The following is a 16497-nucleotide window of genomic DNA, read 5'->3' as shown; positions in this document are numbered from 1 at the left end:
CCTTCCACCCGATATGCAGGTAGAATAAATTCTCAGTGACAAGATGATTATATTTGCAGATGATGAAAGCTCCTTGTATAATTCTGCAACCTTCGATAAAAACTTTACAGGCTCTTATAATGGAAATTAATTCTCGCCCACTCGAACGACAGGAAAGGATTTGTATTTGGGGAAGTCGTTGTTTGTTTGCGGGCTATCTTCCGGATCTAACATTGCGTCGAAGAGCAGCGGCTACAGTCTGTATCAGTTTGGATGGAGAATTCCAAATTTCTTTAAATGATACTGATTGGATTAGTTTTCGTTCAGCGCTCATTCCACCGATGGTGGACCATTCTATTCGTTTTTCAGGAAAGTTCTGCATATTGCTCTTTATGGATTTAAGCAGTCCTAACTATGAATCGTTAAGAGCATCTAATTTAGAAAGTGAAACCGATGGTATTTTTATTTCCTTAAGGGAAGAAGAGCAATTATTCAGCAAGATAAATCAAATCCTTTCCGAAGATTCCAGTTCAGAAGAAGTAATATTAGAATTATTGAATCAAATCCCTCCGATCGTGAAGAATGATGCAAGAATGATCGACCCTCGTATCCAAAAGATCGTAGAATTGATCACTACAATGCCGCATGAAGATCACTCAGCAAAAGATCTGGCGGAATTTGCAGGAATGTCCGTTTCCAATTTGGAACATCAATTTAAAAAGGAAATCGGCATTCCATTCCATTCTTTTAGAACTTGGTTCAGGCTTAAGTTAACCGTGTATTCGCTTTTGCACGGAATGAGCCATACTGATTCCGCACATCGCGCAGGTTTTTTCGATTCTGCACACTTTACACGGACCTTTCGTGCCACATTCGGATTACCTCCTTCCGAAATATTCAGAAGCACAAGACATTTGAGATCATTCATAGAAGTTCCCGCAAGTTACGCAGAAGCTTAATCATAGCTAAGGTATGCTCTCATTTCCCCCTTACCTTTCACATCTATTAATCTTCGAATTTCTATCTGAGAAGTATCTTCGAGTAGATCATACGTTGTTTCTGAGATCTGGATCCTACCTGGTACACCATGAGATTCTAAACGACTAGCGGTATTTACAGCATCACCCCAAAGATCGTACGCAAATTTTTTCTTACCGATCACTCCTGCTACAACTGGCCCTGAATGGATACCAATCCGCATTCTTAAAGGTTTTCCGGATGGATCATGTAAGGTCTTTACAAACTTTTGCATTTCTAATGCCATCTGCATTGCCCTTTCCGCATGATCTTCATTCCAAATCGGAATACCAGAAACTGCCATGTAAGCATCTCCGATCGTTTTTATTTTTTCCATTCCGTATTTTTCAGCCAGAAGATCAAAATGTGAAAATACATCGTTAAGAAAATGTACCAAAGTTTCAGGAGATACCTTTTGGGAAATCGCAGTGAAGTTCTCTATATCTGCAAATAATATAGAAACAATTTTGTATCCATCTGCAATCGTAGACGGGTTTCTTTTTAATCTTTCTGCTATAGGCTCGGGAAGAATATTCAGCAGAAGATTCTCAGCTCGATCATGCTCTTGTTTATTTTTAGAAATAAAATAGAATAAGCTGAAAAAAGTTAATGTTCCTGCTCCTACAATATTGATCACAAAAAACAATATCTGCAAATTCCGTTCTACCCTTGGTATAGGTAACTGCAGATAAAATTCAGCTAATCCGGTTAAAACCAAAACGACCAGGAATAATCCAAACCATACTAAACCTTGGCGGACCGGTGCAAAAGAAAGAGCACCAAGCGGACAGAGAATCGCCCAAATGATGACTGCTCCTGAATTTTCAAAACCGCCCAGGCTCAATTGTAAAAGTACAGGGAGTATAAGGATAAAAAGAAACTGAAGAAATCTAAATGCCAAATACTTACCCGTAGCGAAAACAAAAAATAAGCTTAATAAACTTAAGACTGCATAACCTCCGGGGATCATAGCAGATTGAGGAAAACCTAAAATAAAATATAAAAAGCTCCATAAAAACCCAGCAGCAGTAAACGCCATCGAGAAATTGATGAGCCCGTCCTTGTGAAGTCTATCTCGTTCTTTCGTTATCATATCGTAACTCTCATTTTCTTAATGGACTGATAGAAAAAGAGCAGTTGTTTGTATAATTCTGCACATTCACAAAAAATCACACCGCCTCTATAAATTTTTTCCAAACAATTGCAGGATTATACAAGGAATACCGATCGATGAGTCATATATTGTTGTATATGCACGTTACAAAGGGCAAAAACAAAAAATGAAGAACGTTCTTTTTTACCAGCTATTCGAATCCCAATCTTCGACTTACACTTATTTGATCGCAGATATGGAAACCAAAGAAGCGGCAATCATAGATCCGGTTTGGGAAACTGTGGATAGAGATCTAAAACTGATCCGAGAATTAGGTCTTTATCTAATGTATATCTTAGAAACACATATTCATGCAGATCATATCACCGGAGCTTCCGAGATCCGAAAAAACACTATGGCTCAAACAGCAGTGAGCGCATTGGCAGAAATGGATTGTGCGGATATTTTGTTAGAAGACGGGCGTATTCTTCCACTTGGAAACAAAAATATAAAAGCGATCGCGACTCCGGGACATACGAACGCCTGTATGAGTTTCCTATTCGAAGGAATGGTGTTCACAGGAGATTCACTTTTGATCCGCGGTACTGGTAGGACGGACTTCCAAGAAGGATCTTCCGCGAAATTGTATGATAGTATCACTCAAAAATTATTCTTCCTCCCTGATGAAACCAAAGTTTATCCGGCACACGATTACAAAGGTTTAACCAGTACGACAATCGCAATAGAAAAGAAATTAAATCCAAGGATCGGAGGAAATCGCTCGAAAGAAGAATTCCAAAAGATCATGGAAGAACTGCAACTTACCACTCCCAAAAAGATGCATTTAGCGCTCCCTGCGAACGCAGGATGTGGAAGTTTGGAAATCGTAAGAACAATGAATCCTCAAAGTATATCAGGAATTCCTACTGTTTTGAACGAAGATGTATTCAAGAAAATTGGAAACGTAAAAATCATAGATGTACGTTCTCAGGAGGAATTCCACGGGGACTTAGGCCATATTCGAACTTCTCAACTTATTACGTTAGGCTCTGATTTAACTAAATTTTTAGAAACTGGAGATCGTTTCGAGGAGATCATCTTCGTATGTCGTAGCGGCAAACGTTCCAGGCAAGCCACAGAAGAAAGCATTCGTTTAGGTTATAAATTCACATCCAATATGGCGGGAGGGATGGTGAATTGGAATGAGAAATACCTGCCTAAGGAGTAATAAGAATGGCAACAGAATGGGTAATGGGTCTCGTCGGCGGAGTAGTGATCGGTATCGCTGTTTCTTTAATGCTTTTATGGAATGGAAGAGTGACCGGAGTCAGTAGCATTGTATACGGTGTATTAGTCCCTATCAAAGGTGATCTAGCTTGGAGATGGTATTTTATAGTTGGATTACTCTTAGGTGGTCTTTCCTTAAAATTTACAGCGCCAGAACTCTTAGCTGTGGAACTACAAACAAAAGCATGGATCGGTGCGATTGCAGGGATACTTGTCGGATTCGGTGCAATGTTAGGAGGAGGATGCACAAGCGGACATGGAGTTTGTGGGGTCAGTAGAGTTTCTCCAAGATCCATAGTTGCAACAATCGTATTCATGACTGCGGGAATGGCAGCAGTCATACTTCTCAGAAAAACAGGACTACTCGTATGAAATATAATATTGGAGCACTGATCGTAGGTTTATTATTTGCAGTTGGTTTAGGTTTGTCAGGGATTTTACAACCTGCGAACATAATAGGATTTTTAGATGTATTCGGAAAATGGAATCCTACTCTTTTATTTACGATGGCAGGAGCAGTCGGGGTTCATTTCATAACTTACAAATTAATACGAAAAAGAAAAACTCCAATGTTCTCGAAGGATTGGTTTATCCCGACCAGGCAAGAGATCACTCCTGCTTTGATCATCGGTAGTTTAATTTTCGGAATTGGCTGGGGACTTGGAGGTTATTGCCCTACAGTTTCGGTCACTACTCTTGCAAGCTTTGAAACAAGGCCGCTTATTGTTTTCGTAAGTATTATCTTAGGAATGCTACTATTCTGGGTCCTGGATAAAAACACGAATTTGAAAAGTAGATTAGAATAAACTACTATGCTGATCTTAGGATACATTTCTTCCTTTATCATGGGAATACTGCTCGGTTTGATCGGCGCCGGAGGTTCCATCCTCACAGTTCCCATTCTTTTCTATTTTTTTGGACAAGATGCAATTTTCGCCACAACAAACTCACTCTTCGTGGTTGGAATAGTTGCATTCTTCGGAGCAATAATCCAAATCAAAAAAGGAAATACGAATATAAAAGGTGGAATATATTTTGCGGCACCAAGTTTCTTGGGAATTTACATAGCGAGATATTTCCTCCTTCCTTCACTTCCAAACGTATTGATTTCAAATTTCGGGATCACACTAACAAAACCTTTGTTTGTAATGATCATTTTCGCAATCATAATGATTTTCAGTTCCTGGGCAATGATTCGTTCCGCGAGTCCAATCGTCGAAGAATCATCTAAACTCAACCCATTTTCATATAACTTTTTTGCCATCGGACTCAAAGGACTGATAGTAGGCATGATCACAGGATTTGTAGGTGCCGGAGGAGGTTTCCTTATCATTCCAGCTCTTGTAATTCTATTCAAGTTTCCGATACGGCAGGCGATTGGAACATCACTCGCTATAATTACAGTAAATTCACTATTTGGATTCACAATCAGTTTCGGATCAGTTCAAAATGAAAATTGTCCCCTCCTTCTAACTATTTGTGGCTTAGGAATCTCAGGAATGCTTTTAGGTCAGAATCTTTCATCTCAAATGAATGAAAGATATTTAAAAATTGGCTTCGGGTATTTCACGTTAGTTGTGTCTGCCCTGATCCTATGGGATCAGGGTTTGAAATTGTAAGTTATTTTAACTATTCTCTCGTGCTGAAGTACTGCTTATTCTATGATGCGGCAAGAACCACGCTAACGCTATTAAACACATAAGTATGAACGCAAGCCTAGGAAATCCCGCAAGAGCAAGTAAAGTAGCCATTGTATTTATAAAGATTGTCGCATAGCCTTTGAAATGTCCTTCGAAAAGCCTCGAAAAACGCGAGTCGGTCCCGTGCAAATTTTGCAAAGCTTTCACTAAGCATATATGCGCGATCGTGCTGAATGTCATCACGATAGAATACATTGCTACCGTGATATTTGAAAAATGATTTTCGCCCATCGATCCAGTAACAAACGGAATCAACGATTCCCAAAAGAGCGTAAACATATTTAACCAGAGTATTTTGTTATCAACCTTACTGACCTCGTGAAATAGGTGATGATGATTACTCCAATATAAGCCTATAAAAACAAAACTAAGTGCATAGCTTGCAAAAATTGGATAAGCATCTACGTAATTTTGCCAGGTAGGATCATGTGGCACTTTTAGATCCAAGACCATAATGGTCATAATAATAGCAAGGACGGCGTCCGAAAACGCCTCCAATCTGTTTTTATTCACTTCCACTTTCTCCTTTAAATTTTCTTCATAAACGGCTGATTTCTATTTCGGTAAGGAGGCCATGTCTATTACAAAGCGATATTTCACGTCCCCTTTTTCCAGACGTTCAAATGCTTCGTTAACGTCCTTGACCTTGATCAATTCAATATCCGCAGTAATATTATGTTTTGCACAAAAATCTAACATCTCTTGAGTTTCCCGGATCCCTCCAATATTGGAACCGGAAAAACTTTTTCTGCCCATTACTACATTGAAGGCGCCGACTTCTAACGGTTTTGGCGGCAATCCAACCAAAACAAGCGAACCATCTCGTCTGAGTAAATTTAAATAAGTATTCACATCATGTTGAGCGGAGACTGTATCGATGATAAAATGCAACTGGCCTGCATAAGTTTTCATCTGTCCTTCATCAGAAGAAAGAATTGCATGATCAGCACCCAATCTCTTAGCATCTCTTACCTTAGCGGTTGACGTAGTGAATACGATCACTTCGGCACCCATTGCCTTTGCTATCTTTATCGCCACGTGCCCAAGCCCGCCGATGCCAAGGATGCCTACTTTTTTCCCGATGCCGGCTCCCCAATGCTTTAAAGGTGAATAAACTGTAATCCCCGCACACAATAACGGTGCAGCGGCAGCAAGGTCCTTAAACTCCGGCATATGAAGCACGTATTTATCTTCACATACATAAGTTTGCGAAAAACCTCCAAATGTCATTCCACCTAAATATTTATCCGGCGAATTAAATGAAAAGGTTGGAAATGAATTACAAAACTGCTCCTCTCCTTCTTTACAGTTTTCGCATTCGTGACAGGAGTCTACAATGCAGCCTACTGCTACGAAATCTCCCACTTTAAAATCCGTAACTTGATTACCGATTCGAGTAATTTTTCCAACGATCTCATGTCCGGGAACCATCGGATATGCCGACATACCGAAATCATTCTTGATCTGATGGAGATCCGAATGGCAAATGCCGCAATATAAAATTTCCATTTCGATATCGTGTTGAAGGAGATCCCTTCTTTTAATTTCTATAAGCTTTAAAGGCTTGTCGGAAGCCTCTGTTCCGTATGCCTTCACTAACTTTGTATTCATTCTTATATCCCTTACTTTGCTATTTGAACTTATAGCCAGTCCAAAACTTAGGTGATGATAGATAATATCATCGCTTTCGTAAGCAAAATCTAACACGAAGGCTTGATTCACACAATATCGGATCCTATTTATTCTTGCCTAATCCTATGAATAATAAGAAAATTATACAGACGCGAAAGGTTAAGAATATCTAATGCTTATGAAAAAGAACAATATATCGACATTTGAAGAAAAGCGGCGAAAGTTAGCGGCTCTCATAAAACAATTTGTTCCTAAAGAACAAATCCAACCTTCTAGTTTAAAAGGCGTTCGATTCTTTCGCATTGATCAATCTGCACCGAAAGCTCAAAAAGCTTACGAACCTGGGATCATCATATTGGCCCAAGGACAAAAGCGAATTTTTCTCGGTAACGATATATATACATATAATTCGGGAAACTATTTAGTATTGTCCGTCCCGCTTCCGTTAGAATGTGAAACGAAAGCTAGCCCGAAAGAACCAATATTAGGTATTTATATTACAGTCGATCCTACCTCTGTGGGAGAAATTCTCACGAATGCGGCAATCCGATTGACTGAAGTGTTAAGTAGCTCCGAGGAAACAAAAGTTTTAGGACCTATGATCGTCAGAGAAATTATTTATCGTGTGTTGTGTGAAAAAGAAGGAGGGGCCTTACAAGCACTTGCGTATCGCAACAGAAAATTTTTTCAAATAGCTCGAGCCCTCCATCGAATCCACGAATCTTTTAACGAGGATTTAGACGTTCGATCATTAGCTTTTGATGCGGGTATGAGCATCTCTACATTTCATTCCAGCTTTAAAGCAGTGACAAACGCTTCTCCGATCCAATATATAAAGAATGTTCGCTTACATAAAGCACGCATCCTAATGATGCAAGGAGGTTTAAACGCTTACAACGCTGCAGCCAGGGTCGGATACGAGAGTCCATCTCAATTCAATCGGGAATATAAAAGATTTTTCGGGATCTCACCTGGGAAAGATACTGCAAACGCACGATATGAGGACGAAATAGGATCAGCTCGAATTGTTTAAACAATTATAAAATAAATAAGTTTATGTTTCCCTACAACCGTATCCTCATTGCACCCGACAAATTCAAAGGAACTCTTAGTGCAACACATGCCGCAAAGGCAATGAGTTCAGGTATTCGCTTTGCTTTGGGTGACTCAGTCCAGGTGGTCGAACTCCCTTTGGCCGACGGAGGAGAAGGAAGCCTTGTTGCTCTTCACTCACTAAGACCAAAGCTAAATCTTCGCGCAGAGATCCTCCCCGATGCAGGTGGACTCAAGCGCTCTGTTTGTTATCTAACTGGCGAGACCGATGCCTACTTTGAATCCGCGCGACTACTTTCCTTAAACTTCAAAGGTAATCGCCGACTTCCTCTTCTCGACCGAACTAGCAGTGGCCTTGGCCGCTGGGTTCGCGATATGCTGGCCTTGCAAAAAAGAGAGTTGTTTTTGTTTTTAGGAGGCACGTCCGTATGCGACGGTGGACTAGGTATCCTACTTGAATTCGGGTTTCAACTCTTAGACCACAAAGGGAACCCGGTACATTCTCTACGAAATTTGCCTAACGCGCGAAGGCTCGTACCTCCTACTCCATTTACCTCGATAGGAGCCAACATCAAAATGCTTTCGGATGTAACCAATCCTCTATTGGGACCGATGGGCGCCCCCAAATTGTTCGCCCCTCAGAAAGGCGCTACACAAAGCGATGTGGCTTTATTAGAAGACGGACTTGAGCAACTTTCCCGTCTGTGGGCTGAATTCGCTAAACAGAGTAATAAAAATTGGCCGGGGGGAGTCGGCGCAGGAGGTGGAATAGCACTCCCCTTTCTTGGAATGGCAAAAAAGAAGACAACGCTCAGCTCGGGCTCTCTTTTCTTTTTGGAGGAATCAGGACTAGCCGACATGATCCGTCCGGATGATTTAGTCCTAACCGGAGAAGGTAGGACCGATGCAGGCACGTTAGCTGGTAAGCTAGTAGATGCAGTAGTCCACTTATGCCGTAAGGCTGGAGCGGACTGCTTGGTAGTCAGTGGAGCTGTGGCAGATCGAGACAAATTGGACACAGCCAATTATCCTAAGACAATAGCGGTTTCAACCAATGGCAGTGTACCGGCACATAAAGCAGCAGCTGATGATCTATCTCGAGCCGTTACGCGAGCTTTATCAGAAATGAAATAATATTATTTCATGAAATCCGAAGGTAGATTTGATCCATAAAAATAGATTCAGACTCGCTCGTAATCGGTGGAGTAAGAATGGAGAGGAAAGAATACTTATCTATCTCCTCGCACTAATGCTCACAAGATTACCAATTCATTTTACCGTACTGAAGGTACGGTAGCCTCGTCCCCTAATTTCCGACATACTATCCACAAGCAACATGATTCAAATCGCGTTCTGACTCCACATAACACTAGCTTCTATACGGCTATAACCAAAAAGGTTTTGTCCGACTTCTATCCAAAATACTGCAAGAATTGTGATGCTGCAATGGACAAAGAAGTTACGACGAGGCCTGACGTTATTCGATGCAAGGTCTGTCATTACCAGGCTTCACGTCTTAGCTACACTCCCCTTCATCATTTCAAATTGCCGTTATGGATGTTCGGATTTGTATTCTATGAATCGCTCGTTCAATATCCAAAAGTTCTGACTGCTACCGAAATCAGTTTGCGCTTACGTATTAGTGGGAAGGCTGCATCTCTTCTCAAGCGACGGTTTCAGCTATTCTGTTCTCAGCAACTTCCTGTTTATAAGAAGTTGGCTTACAATGATTTGGCTAATCAGTTCCGCGACTTCGTGTTATCTGAGGAGAATATCGATATTACTGCTGAAATGGCGAATCGGCCGTATGTATGCGCCGATACAGCCGTTTTGTATTCTGCGAGTGAGCGCGCGAATAAAGGTCGTAAACGATATCGTCATGGCGGTGCTACTGCTTCTATCTATCTTTCTGAGAAGCTGGGAGGTAAGCAGGTAGGGGCTCTTGTTCAGACTATTGCTGTTAAAGGTGGCCCTGCATTCTTCTCTTCTGTTCCCAATCAGAAAGCAGATACACTGGGACCTATTATTAAAGAACATCTTCCGGTTACTACCCCGCTATTCACCGACCAAGGATATCCGTGGCTCTGGGGTATTTACAAGAATCATAGATCTGTGAATCACAATGCGAAGTCTGCAGAAGGTCGATATCGCTGGGCTCGTAATCGTTGGAGCAAAAATGGAGTTCATAACCAAGTCGCCGAAGGCAATCAGCGTCTTCTCAAAACTGCATTCGCATCTTACGGATACATTCGTCCGCAAAATTCTACACTCTATTTGAATGAGTTCTCTTTTATTAAGAATGCTCGAGTCTTTGGACTCGATGTGTTGGTGCCGACTTCTACTCAAGCGCCGCAAGCGGCGCCTGTGAGGATTGGTGCGAAGGGATACTTACCTCAACACATCATTCAGCAGCTTCCCTAACATCTGATCTTGCGTCTGAACAGTTTTCTGATTCGCCTCATAAGAACGGTTCACTTCTATCATTTCCACCATTTCAGTCACAACACTAACATTAGAAGCTTCTAAATAACCTTGGAGAAGATTCGGTTCTTCTTCCAAGAGAAAAGGTCTTGGTTCGCCTGACTCGGGCGTATCGTTATAGAAAGAGTCCCCTTCTTTGTCCAAGTGGCGAGGATTTTCCACGGTGCGGATCTTGATACGGTCCAAAAGAACAGGAGTTTCGAATCTATTCTTATCGGCTCCAACGGAATTACGGGGATCATTACCGATCTCACCATTGATCCAAACTTCACCGTTTTCTTTGATCAAAAAATTTCCACGAGCGACTTTGATCGGGCCATTCTCCCCCATCAAAGGAAAACCTTGAGGAGTCACCAAGTAACCGTTCGTATCCAAAACGAAAGCACCTGAGCGGGAAAGTCTTTCACCTCTATTTGTCAAAACACTAAAGAACGCCGGATGTTCCGTGCCAGGCCTATCTTGCAGCATCATGTCGAAAGGATTGTCTGTCTTCTTCACGGCACCCTGTTCGAATCTTGTATAAATTTCATTCACCTCGGCGCCTAACCCGAGTTTGCCGACCACAGGAGCAGTATCGAAGGAGCCCATTGGAACCTTGCCAACTCCGTCCTCACTGAATCTATGGATCAAAAGTTCAGGGAAAGTTTTGAACAACGTTGTGTCCCTTTTGAATGCCGTCTTGTCCACGTTCGCAAGATTATTGGAGATAACGTCCATGCGCGTTTGCTGCACGATCATCCCATTGGATCCGGTGTACATTCCTCTTAACATTCTTCTTTCTCCTGCTCTATTTAAGGATCGGAGTTTTCCAAAAATCCCATTACGCTTTTGAAGACATAAAAAGAAAAAATAAGAAGGAGTTCCTACCGATTTCAAAGATCAAATGTGAAGTTTGGCCGCCTCCCTCGACGAAGCTCGGGACCGGGCTCTCCGCTTCGGTCGCTTCGCGACACCCGCGTCGATCCCTGGCGGAGTACTAATCCCGGAAACTTCATTCCAAACCAAGCCGACACGGAATCGGGAATCTACATTCCATCCCAAAAGCGAGCAAACTGGACTTGTTAATTTGAATATTTTCTTATATAGGGTCTGGAAGGAACCTCCCACGGGCCCTCCACCACCACCCAAACCAGGGCGGGGGCCGCCCCTCCTCCGCAACCCTGTTGGAGTTCCTACCAAGAAGGCTGATTTTGTCTCATTCCTAAAAAACCTTTGACATCTCTCGTTCTGAGAGCTATCTATCCAGGGGATGAAGAAAAAAGGGTATTTTCTCTCCTTAGGAGCCGGCAAAAACCAGGTACCCTTGATCTCTGCGGCAAGAGCCTTGGGCCTAGAAGTGGCCGCGGTAGACAAAAACGATAAGGCTCCCGGCTTCGCGATGGCAAGCCTTCGTATCATCGAATCCACCTTCGAATACAGAAGGATCTTAAGAGCAGTCGCCGAAAATCCATTGCCAACACCGATCATCGGACTCGGAACAAGATCCTACGGCAAAGCAACTTATAGTACAGCCTATCTTGCAGAAAAATTGAAGCTGAAATATGCAAGCACAGAATCCGTATTAAAATTTTCTGATAAACAAGTCCTAAAAGAAACATTAGCTCCAAAAGGGATCAGAGTCCCGAGAGAGATCCCGACTTCTGAGATCAAAGCAAAGTCAAAATCTTTTCCTTATCCTTGGATCTTAAAACCCAGCCAAGGTAGCGGCAAATCAGGGATCCAACTCATAGAATCAGATTCTGATCTGAAATCACTTTCTAGTTTAATATCCCCTAAAAAACAGTCCAAAGCAAAAACTGCCGCGAATTCTCCTCATCCGGAAACCTGGCTTTTGGAAGAGTATATTCCAGGTCCTGAATATACTGTTTTAGGATTGGTAGATGGATCCGACTTTCATCTAGTGAATATTTCTTTGAAGGAAACTTCTTCTTTTCCTCCTTTTCTGGAGGCTGCTCATCGTTTACCCTTCCCTAAATCCGAATTGGAAGGTGAGATCAAGATGTTGTGCAGGGCAATTGTAAAGGCAACCGGTCTTAAAAATTGTCCTTTTGTGGCAGAGTTCAGATTGGATGAAAATGGAGATCTAGTCTTGATCGAAGCTGCCCCGGAAGTGGGCGGTGAATATCTAGCGGATGTTCTTGTTCCTGGTTATTCCGGTTACGATTATTTTACCAACCTAGTAAAACTTTTAGTGGGAGAGCCTATTACCCCTCCTCCTTCTAGTTTAGAAATTCCTAAAAAACTAAAGTCCCAAGTTCGTTTTGATATTCCCCCTAGAGGTGTTTCCATTCTGAAATCCTGGGAAAATTTTCCTACAAATTATGGTGAGACAATTCTTTTGAACCAAAACTTAAAGGAGCCGGGTTCTAAACTGGATACTTCTCTTGGGAATGAAACAAGAACAAGAGTTCTTTGTTTAAGATCAAAGGCGTCTTCCTCTGAAGAAGAATGGAATGGTTCCGTTAAAAATCGTTTGAAGGCGGAATATGAAGCCCGCTGATCACCCTTCCAAAGAAGCTTGGGAAACCCATTATACCAGACCTAAAGCAAAACTTTCCTATCCGGATGAGAACTTAGTTCGTATGATCTCTAAGTTTCCTCCTTCTTCCACTTCTCCAAAGGCCTTGGACTTTGGTACTGGTTCCGGAAGGCATTGTGTTCTTCTGAGAGATTTCGGTTATGAAGTGTATGCAGCTGATTATAGTGAGAACTCTATTCAGTCCGTTCAGGAATCTTATCCTTGGGCCAAAACTTTCTTATTGAATTCGCCCCCTTATCCTTTTGCAGACGAAGAGTTTGATCTTATTGTAAGCTGGGGAGTTCTACATTACAACTCTCCGGATCTCGCCAAATCCATGTTAGCTGATACCTTTCGTATTTTAAAAAAGGGAGGCTATCTTGCAGCTTCCGTAAGAGCAGAAGGCGACACTCATCTTAAAGCGGAAAAAGGTAAGATAGGAACTGCAGATCTTGTAGGCGGCGCTACTTGGTTTTATTCCCTGGAAACTGTAAAAGAACTTTTGAAAAATTTTTCTTCCTTCGAGATAGGTTATACGGAGAGAACTCCATTAGGAAAATTGGATGAGAGGATTTGTCATTGGATCTTTCTCGCCAAAAAATAATCCAAGAAGAATGTCCTCTCAACGGGGACTGCAATTGGGAACCTTTATACAGATCCGAATTCGGCAACTTCGATCTTTCTATCCAAACTTGTAAAACCTGCGGATTCCAAGCCCAATTTCCAAGACCTGAACCTGAGTCATTGTACACTGAAGAATATTATACGGGTAATCAGGAATTCACATATAGAGACGAAAGACTGACTGAAAAATTCGATAGATATGTTTGGTTTGCTCGTTTAAAAAATATTTCCAAGTTTAAATCTTCTGGGAATTTCCTGGATATCGGTTGTTCCTTCGGCGGTTTTTTAGAATGCGCTAAAGAAAAAGGATTCGTACCGTATGGAGTGGAAATCTCTCCCTTCTCCGCCAAACAAGCGGAGGCTAGAGGTTTCAAAATATGGCAGGGACAATTCTTAGACGCGGATCTTCCTGAAAATTTTTTCGATGTGATCACATTGATCGAAGTGATCGAACATTTAGAAAACCCAAAAGAAGTATTTAATAAGCTTGCGAGGGTCCTAAAGCCTGGAGGCCTACTCCTCATTCAGACCGCGAATTTTGATGCCTGGCAGGCAATGGAAGCAGGTAAAAATTATCACTATTATCTGCCTGGCCATGTGTATTATTATTCTGCAAAAATCCTCCGGAAAATTCTTGCCATACGAGGATTCGAAAGACAGATTACTTACCTCGGAGTGGACTTCCCTCTTTCTGCTAAACTTTTAAAATCAAGGGGAAGTTTTTCAAGCTGGAAGGATTATTTAAAATGGTTCCGTATCTCTTTCTACCATTTCAAAAGTAAACTTTCCAAAAAAGGAATACCGCTCACTTCTTCTATGGTGCATTACGCGATTAAGAAATGAATTCTCATCCGAATACAAAGTACAGTAGATTTTTCGATTATATCCCGGACGCAGGTTTAGGAAGAAAACTGAACTTTACCGTCCGTGTTTTGGCCGCATCCGCCTATCGTTTTGCCAAGGACGAATGTTTAATCAAGGCTTCCGGTATTTCTTATACTACAATCGTATCCTTGATCCCAATGCTTGTTGTGGCTCTTTCTCTTTTGACGATCACTTCCGGATTGGACAATCGTAAGGAAGAAATATTCGATAAAATTAATGCGTTTTTCTTAGTCAGTAATATCAATTTGGATATCAATCCTTACTTGGATACCCTAGGAGAATTGATTGATGCTGCCAGACAAATCGGTGCGATCGGCTTTATTCTTTTAGTATTCTCTGCTACCACAGTATTAAGGTCTTTAGAGAACTCTTTTAATTCCATATGGAGGATCGAAGAAAAAAGATCCGTCCTTCAAGAATTCGTATTTTACTTTTTTGTTCTTTCCATTGGGCCTTTACTTTTGGTGATCGGAGACAATCTTGCCAAGAAGGTTACCGACGTATTTCGTCCTCCTCATTACCTGAGCATGGATAAGGATTTAGAAAATCATATCTGGATTGCAGGTGAGAATGGCACACTCTTTCGAATGGATTCCGGTCTCAAAAAGGATTATTATTTAGATGAGAAAGACATCGATCTGAAAAATATTCGCTGCTTGGATTCTTTCGGAGTCCGAGTAGACTTCTGCGAAAAGCCTGATATTTCCAAAGAGAATTTCGTTCGAGTTTCCATCAAAGACGGAAAAGTATATGCACTTTCCGAAAACGGATTATTCCTCTCTAAACCGGTAGATGGCTCCGTATGGAATGCTATCTATTTTGATAATTCAAATTTTAAAGATTTTGAATATATCAATGAGGGTAATTTTTATCTAATCTTCTCCAACGGGGAAGTCCTACATTTTTTCACCCAAGGCAGAAGCTACAAACCTGTATTCACAAATGTATTGAAGATCCGAGCAAACAGAGTTTATTTTCCCGAACCTTATCTAGGATACATCGTGGACGAGGACGGAAATGTTTGGAAAAGTGAAGATGGCGGCTATACTTGGAATGCGACTAAGATAACAGGCCATGGTTTAAAAGATATCCATCGGATCAGACCGGGCGAACTTTTTGTAACAGGAGAAAGGGGTTCCGTTTTTAAAACGGAAGATGGCGGTTACTCCTGGAAAAATCTAAGTCATAAAAGATACACATTCAGCAAAGTCTGGTCCGTAGAAAATGATGAGTCCGCGGACATTTTTCTCTTGGACGCTCTCGGAAATATTTTAGTTTCTATAGATGGAGGAGAACACTGGAATACTTTTTATATTCCTGCCAAGGGAAAAGTTTTTGCCTCCGGATTATTGGATAGAAGTGAAAACGGAAGATTCAGATTATTGAATATTGGAGAATATAGAAAGATCAGTCTCTCAGAATACAAGGACGTCAAATACGAGACTATAATTCTGCAAGGAGGAGAATCGGTATTCTCACCTTATAATATTCTAAAATTCTTCTTCCCATTGATAGGGATCTGGCTTTTCTTCTTGGCATTATTCACTTTGATCCCAAATACAAAGGTTCCGATCAGAGCATCTTCTTGGGGAGCAGGATTTACAAGTGTGATCTTTTTGATTTTCCTATATGGATTCCAGGTGTATATCACGTCCTTCTCCGAAACCACGATGATCGTGTATAAGGCACTCGCCTCCATCCCCATCTTTTTGATTGGTGTGTATTCACTATCGTTGATCGTTCTATTCGGTGCCGAAGTTACTGCCTGTGTGCAATATCCGGAAAGATATTACGCGCCATTCCAATTGATAGAAGAACATCATACTGCCTTTAGTTATGAATTTAGAAAGCTAATAGGAGTATTAAAAGCGGTCTATTCTGTTCAAAAAGAAAGTAAGATAGCGCCTCGCAGCGGAGACCTTGCGATCAAATCAGGGCTACATGCGGAAGAAATTCCTAGACTTACTAAAACATTATCCGAAGCGGGACTACTTGTGGAAACAAATGAAGGTGGGGCTTGGTTGCCTGTTGTTTCCGGAGAAGATCTGACTCTAGGAGATTTTTATCGCAGGGTACCTGAACCTCTTCTAAAAGAAGATCCTTCTTTTCATGTATATCCTGATAAGGTTCGGGAAAAGATGGATAAGGCGGAAGCTTCTTTGCAAAAAGATCTGGATGCGATCAGTTTTAGAGATCTGGTAGACTAAAAAGTCGCGAGCATGAGAAGT

At 41.5% G+C, this 16497-nt stretch carries 16 protein-coding genes; 12 read left to right on the top strand and 4 right to left on the bottom strand.

What is annotated here, in order from left to right:
• Nucleotides 1-212: 212 nt before the first annotated feature.
• Nucleotides 213-938 (top strand): helix-turn-helix transcriptional regulator, encoded by a 726-nt coding sequence (locus CH352_RS14300; RefSeq protein WP_244283363.1) that lies wholly within the window; start codon nucleotides 213-215, stop codon nucleotides 936-938.
• Here the strand turns inward: CH352_RS14300 and CH352_RS14295 are convergent.
• Nucleotides 935-2089, bottom strand: a complete 1155-nt coding sequence (locus CH352_RS14295) for an adenylate/guanylate cyclase domain-containing protein (RefSeq protein ID WP_100707629.1) — start codon at nucleotides 2087-2089, stop codon at nucleotides 935-937. The genes CH352_RS14300 and CH352_RS14295 overlap by 4 nt on opposite strands.
• 187 nt (nucleotides 2090-2276) lie before the next feature.
• Here CH352_RS14295 and CH352_RS14290 point away from each other — a divergent pair, with 187 nt between their 5' ends.
• Genes CH352_RS14290 through CH352_RS14275 form a run of 4 tightly spaced genes read left to right on the top strand, consistent with a single transcriptional unit; the run spans nucleotide 2277 to nucleotide 4995 of the window.
• On the top strand, nucleotides 2277-3317 hold the full coding sequence (locus tag CH352_RS14290) for an MBL fold metallo-hydrolase (RefSeq protein WP_100707630.1): 1041 nt from the start codon (nucleotides 2277-2279) through the stop codon (nucleotides 3315-3317).
• A 5-nt stretch (nucleotides 3318-3322) separates the two neighbouring features.
• Nucleotides 3323-3748, top strand: coding sequence for a YeeE/YedE family protein (locus CH352_RS14285; RefSeq protein WP_100707631.1), 426 nt, complete (start codon nucleotides 3323-3325; stop codon nucleotides 3746-3748).
• A complete protein-coding gene (locus CH352_RS14280) occupies nucleotides 3745-4182 on the top strand; it encodes a DUF6691 family protein (RefSeq protein ID WP_100707632.1) in 438 nt (145 codons plus the stop codon). The genes CH352_RS14285 and CH352_RS14280 overlap by 4 nt, the downstream gene beginning before the upstream one ends.
• Nucleotides 4183-4188: 6 nt before the next feature.
• Nucleotides 4189-4995, top strand: a complete 807-nt coding sequence (locus tag CH352_RS14275) for a sulfite exporter TauE/SafE family protein (protein WP_100707633.1) — start codon at nucleotides 4189-4191, stop codon at nucleotides 4993-4995.
• A 6-nt stretch (nucleotides 4996-5001) separates the two neighbouring features.
• On the opposite strand, the gene CH352_RS14270 is transcribed toward CH352_RS14275, so the two are convergent.
• Nucleotides 5002-5595 (bottom strand): TMEM175 family protein, encoded by a 594-nt coding sequence (locus CH352_RS14270; RefSeq protein WP_100707634.1) that lies wholly within the window; start codon nucleotides 5593-5595, stop codon nucleotides 5002-5004.
• 36 nt (nucleotides 5596-5631) lie between these two features.
• Nucleotides 5632-6798 (bottom strand): NAD(P)-dependent alcohol dehydrogenase, encoded by a 1167-nt coding sequence (locus CH352_RS14265; RefSeq protein ID WP_243396390.1) that lies wholly within the window; start codon nucleotides 6796-6798, stop codon nucleotides 5632-5634.
• Between the two features lie 88 nt (nucleotides 6799-6886).
• On the opposite strand from CH352_RS14265, the gene CH352_RS14260 reads away from it, so the two are divergent.
• The 3 genes from CH352_RS14260 (at nucleotide 6887) to CH352_RS14250 (ending at nucleotide 10182) form a co-directional block, all read left to right on the top strand.
• Complete coding sequence (locus tag CH352_RS14260) at nucleotides 6887-7741, top strand: AraC family transcriptional regulator (RefSeq protein ID WP_100707810.1); 855 nt, start codon at nucleotides 6887-6889, stop codon at nucleotides 7739-7741.
• 23 nt (nucleotides 7742-7764) lie between these two features.
• Entirely contained in the window at nucleotides 7765-8895 is a 1131-nt protein-coding gene (locus CH352_RS14255; RefSeq protein WP_100707636.1) for a glycerate kinase, read from the top strand.
• A gap of 189 nt (nucleotides 8896-9084) precedes the next feature.
• A complete protein-coding gene (locus tag CH352_RS14250) occupies nucleotides 9085-10182 on the top strand; it encodes a transposase (protein ID WP_423789718.1) in 1098 nt (365 codons plus the stop codon).
• Here CH352_RS14250 and CH352_RS14245 read toward each other — a convergent pair.
• Nucleotides 10150-11013, bottom strand: coding sequence for a flagellar hook-basal body protein (locus tag CH352_RS14245; RefSeq protein ID WP_010515158.1), 864 nt, complete (start codon nucleotides 11011-11013; stop codon nucleotides 10150-10152). The genes CH352_RS14250 and CH352_RS14245 overlap by 33 nt on opposite strands.
• Before the next feature lie 478 nt (nucleotides 11014-11491).
• Between CH352_RS14245 and CH352_RS14235 the strand changes: the two genes are divergently transcribed.
• From CH352_RS14235 to CH352_RS14220, 4 genes are read left to right on the top strand one after another with little or no spacing between them, the layout of a single operon-like run.
• Entirely contained in the window at nucleotides 11492-12742 is a 1251-nt protein-coding gene (locus CH352_RS14235) for an ATP-grasp domain-containing protein (RefSeq protein WP_100707638.1), read from the top strand.
• The gene (locus CH352_RS14230) at nucleotides 12729-13364 is read left to right on the top strand and encodes a class I SAM-dependent methyltransferase (protein ID WP_100707639.1); all 636 of its coding nucleotides are present in this window, start codon (nucleotides 12729-12731) and stop codon (nucleotides 13362-13364) included. The genes CH352_RS14235 and CH352_RS14230 overlap by 14 nt, the downstream gene beginning before the upstream one ends.
• On the top strand, nucleotides 13340-14227 hold the full coding sequence (locus tag CH352_RS14225) for a class I SAM-dependent methyltransferase (protein WP_165780193.1): 888 nt from the start codon (nucleotides 13340-13342) through the stop codon (nucleotides 14225-14227). Before CH352_RS14230 ends, CH352_RS14225 begins: the two co-directional genes overlap by 25 nt.
• A complete protein-coding gene (locus CH352_RS14220; RefSeq protein WP_100707641.1) occupies nucleotides 14224-16476 on the top strand; it encodes a YhjD/YihY/BrkB family envelope integrity protein in 2253 nt (750 codons plus the stop codon). The genes CH352_RS14225 and CH352_RS14220 overlap by 4 nt, the downstream gene beginning before the upstream one ends.
• Nucleotides 16477-16497: the final 21 nt, after the last annotated feature.

The sequence above is a fragment of the Leptospira hartskeerlii genome, assembly GCF_002811475.1.
Classification (GTDB): Bacteria; Spirochaetota; Leptospiria; order Leptospirales; family Leptospiraceae; genus Leptospira_B; species Leptospira_B hartskeerlii.
Note: the sequence above shows the minus strand (reverse complement) of the source record. Positions and strands in the feature narration are given on the sequence as shown.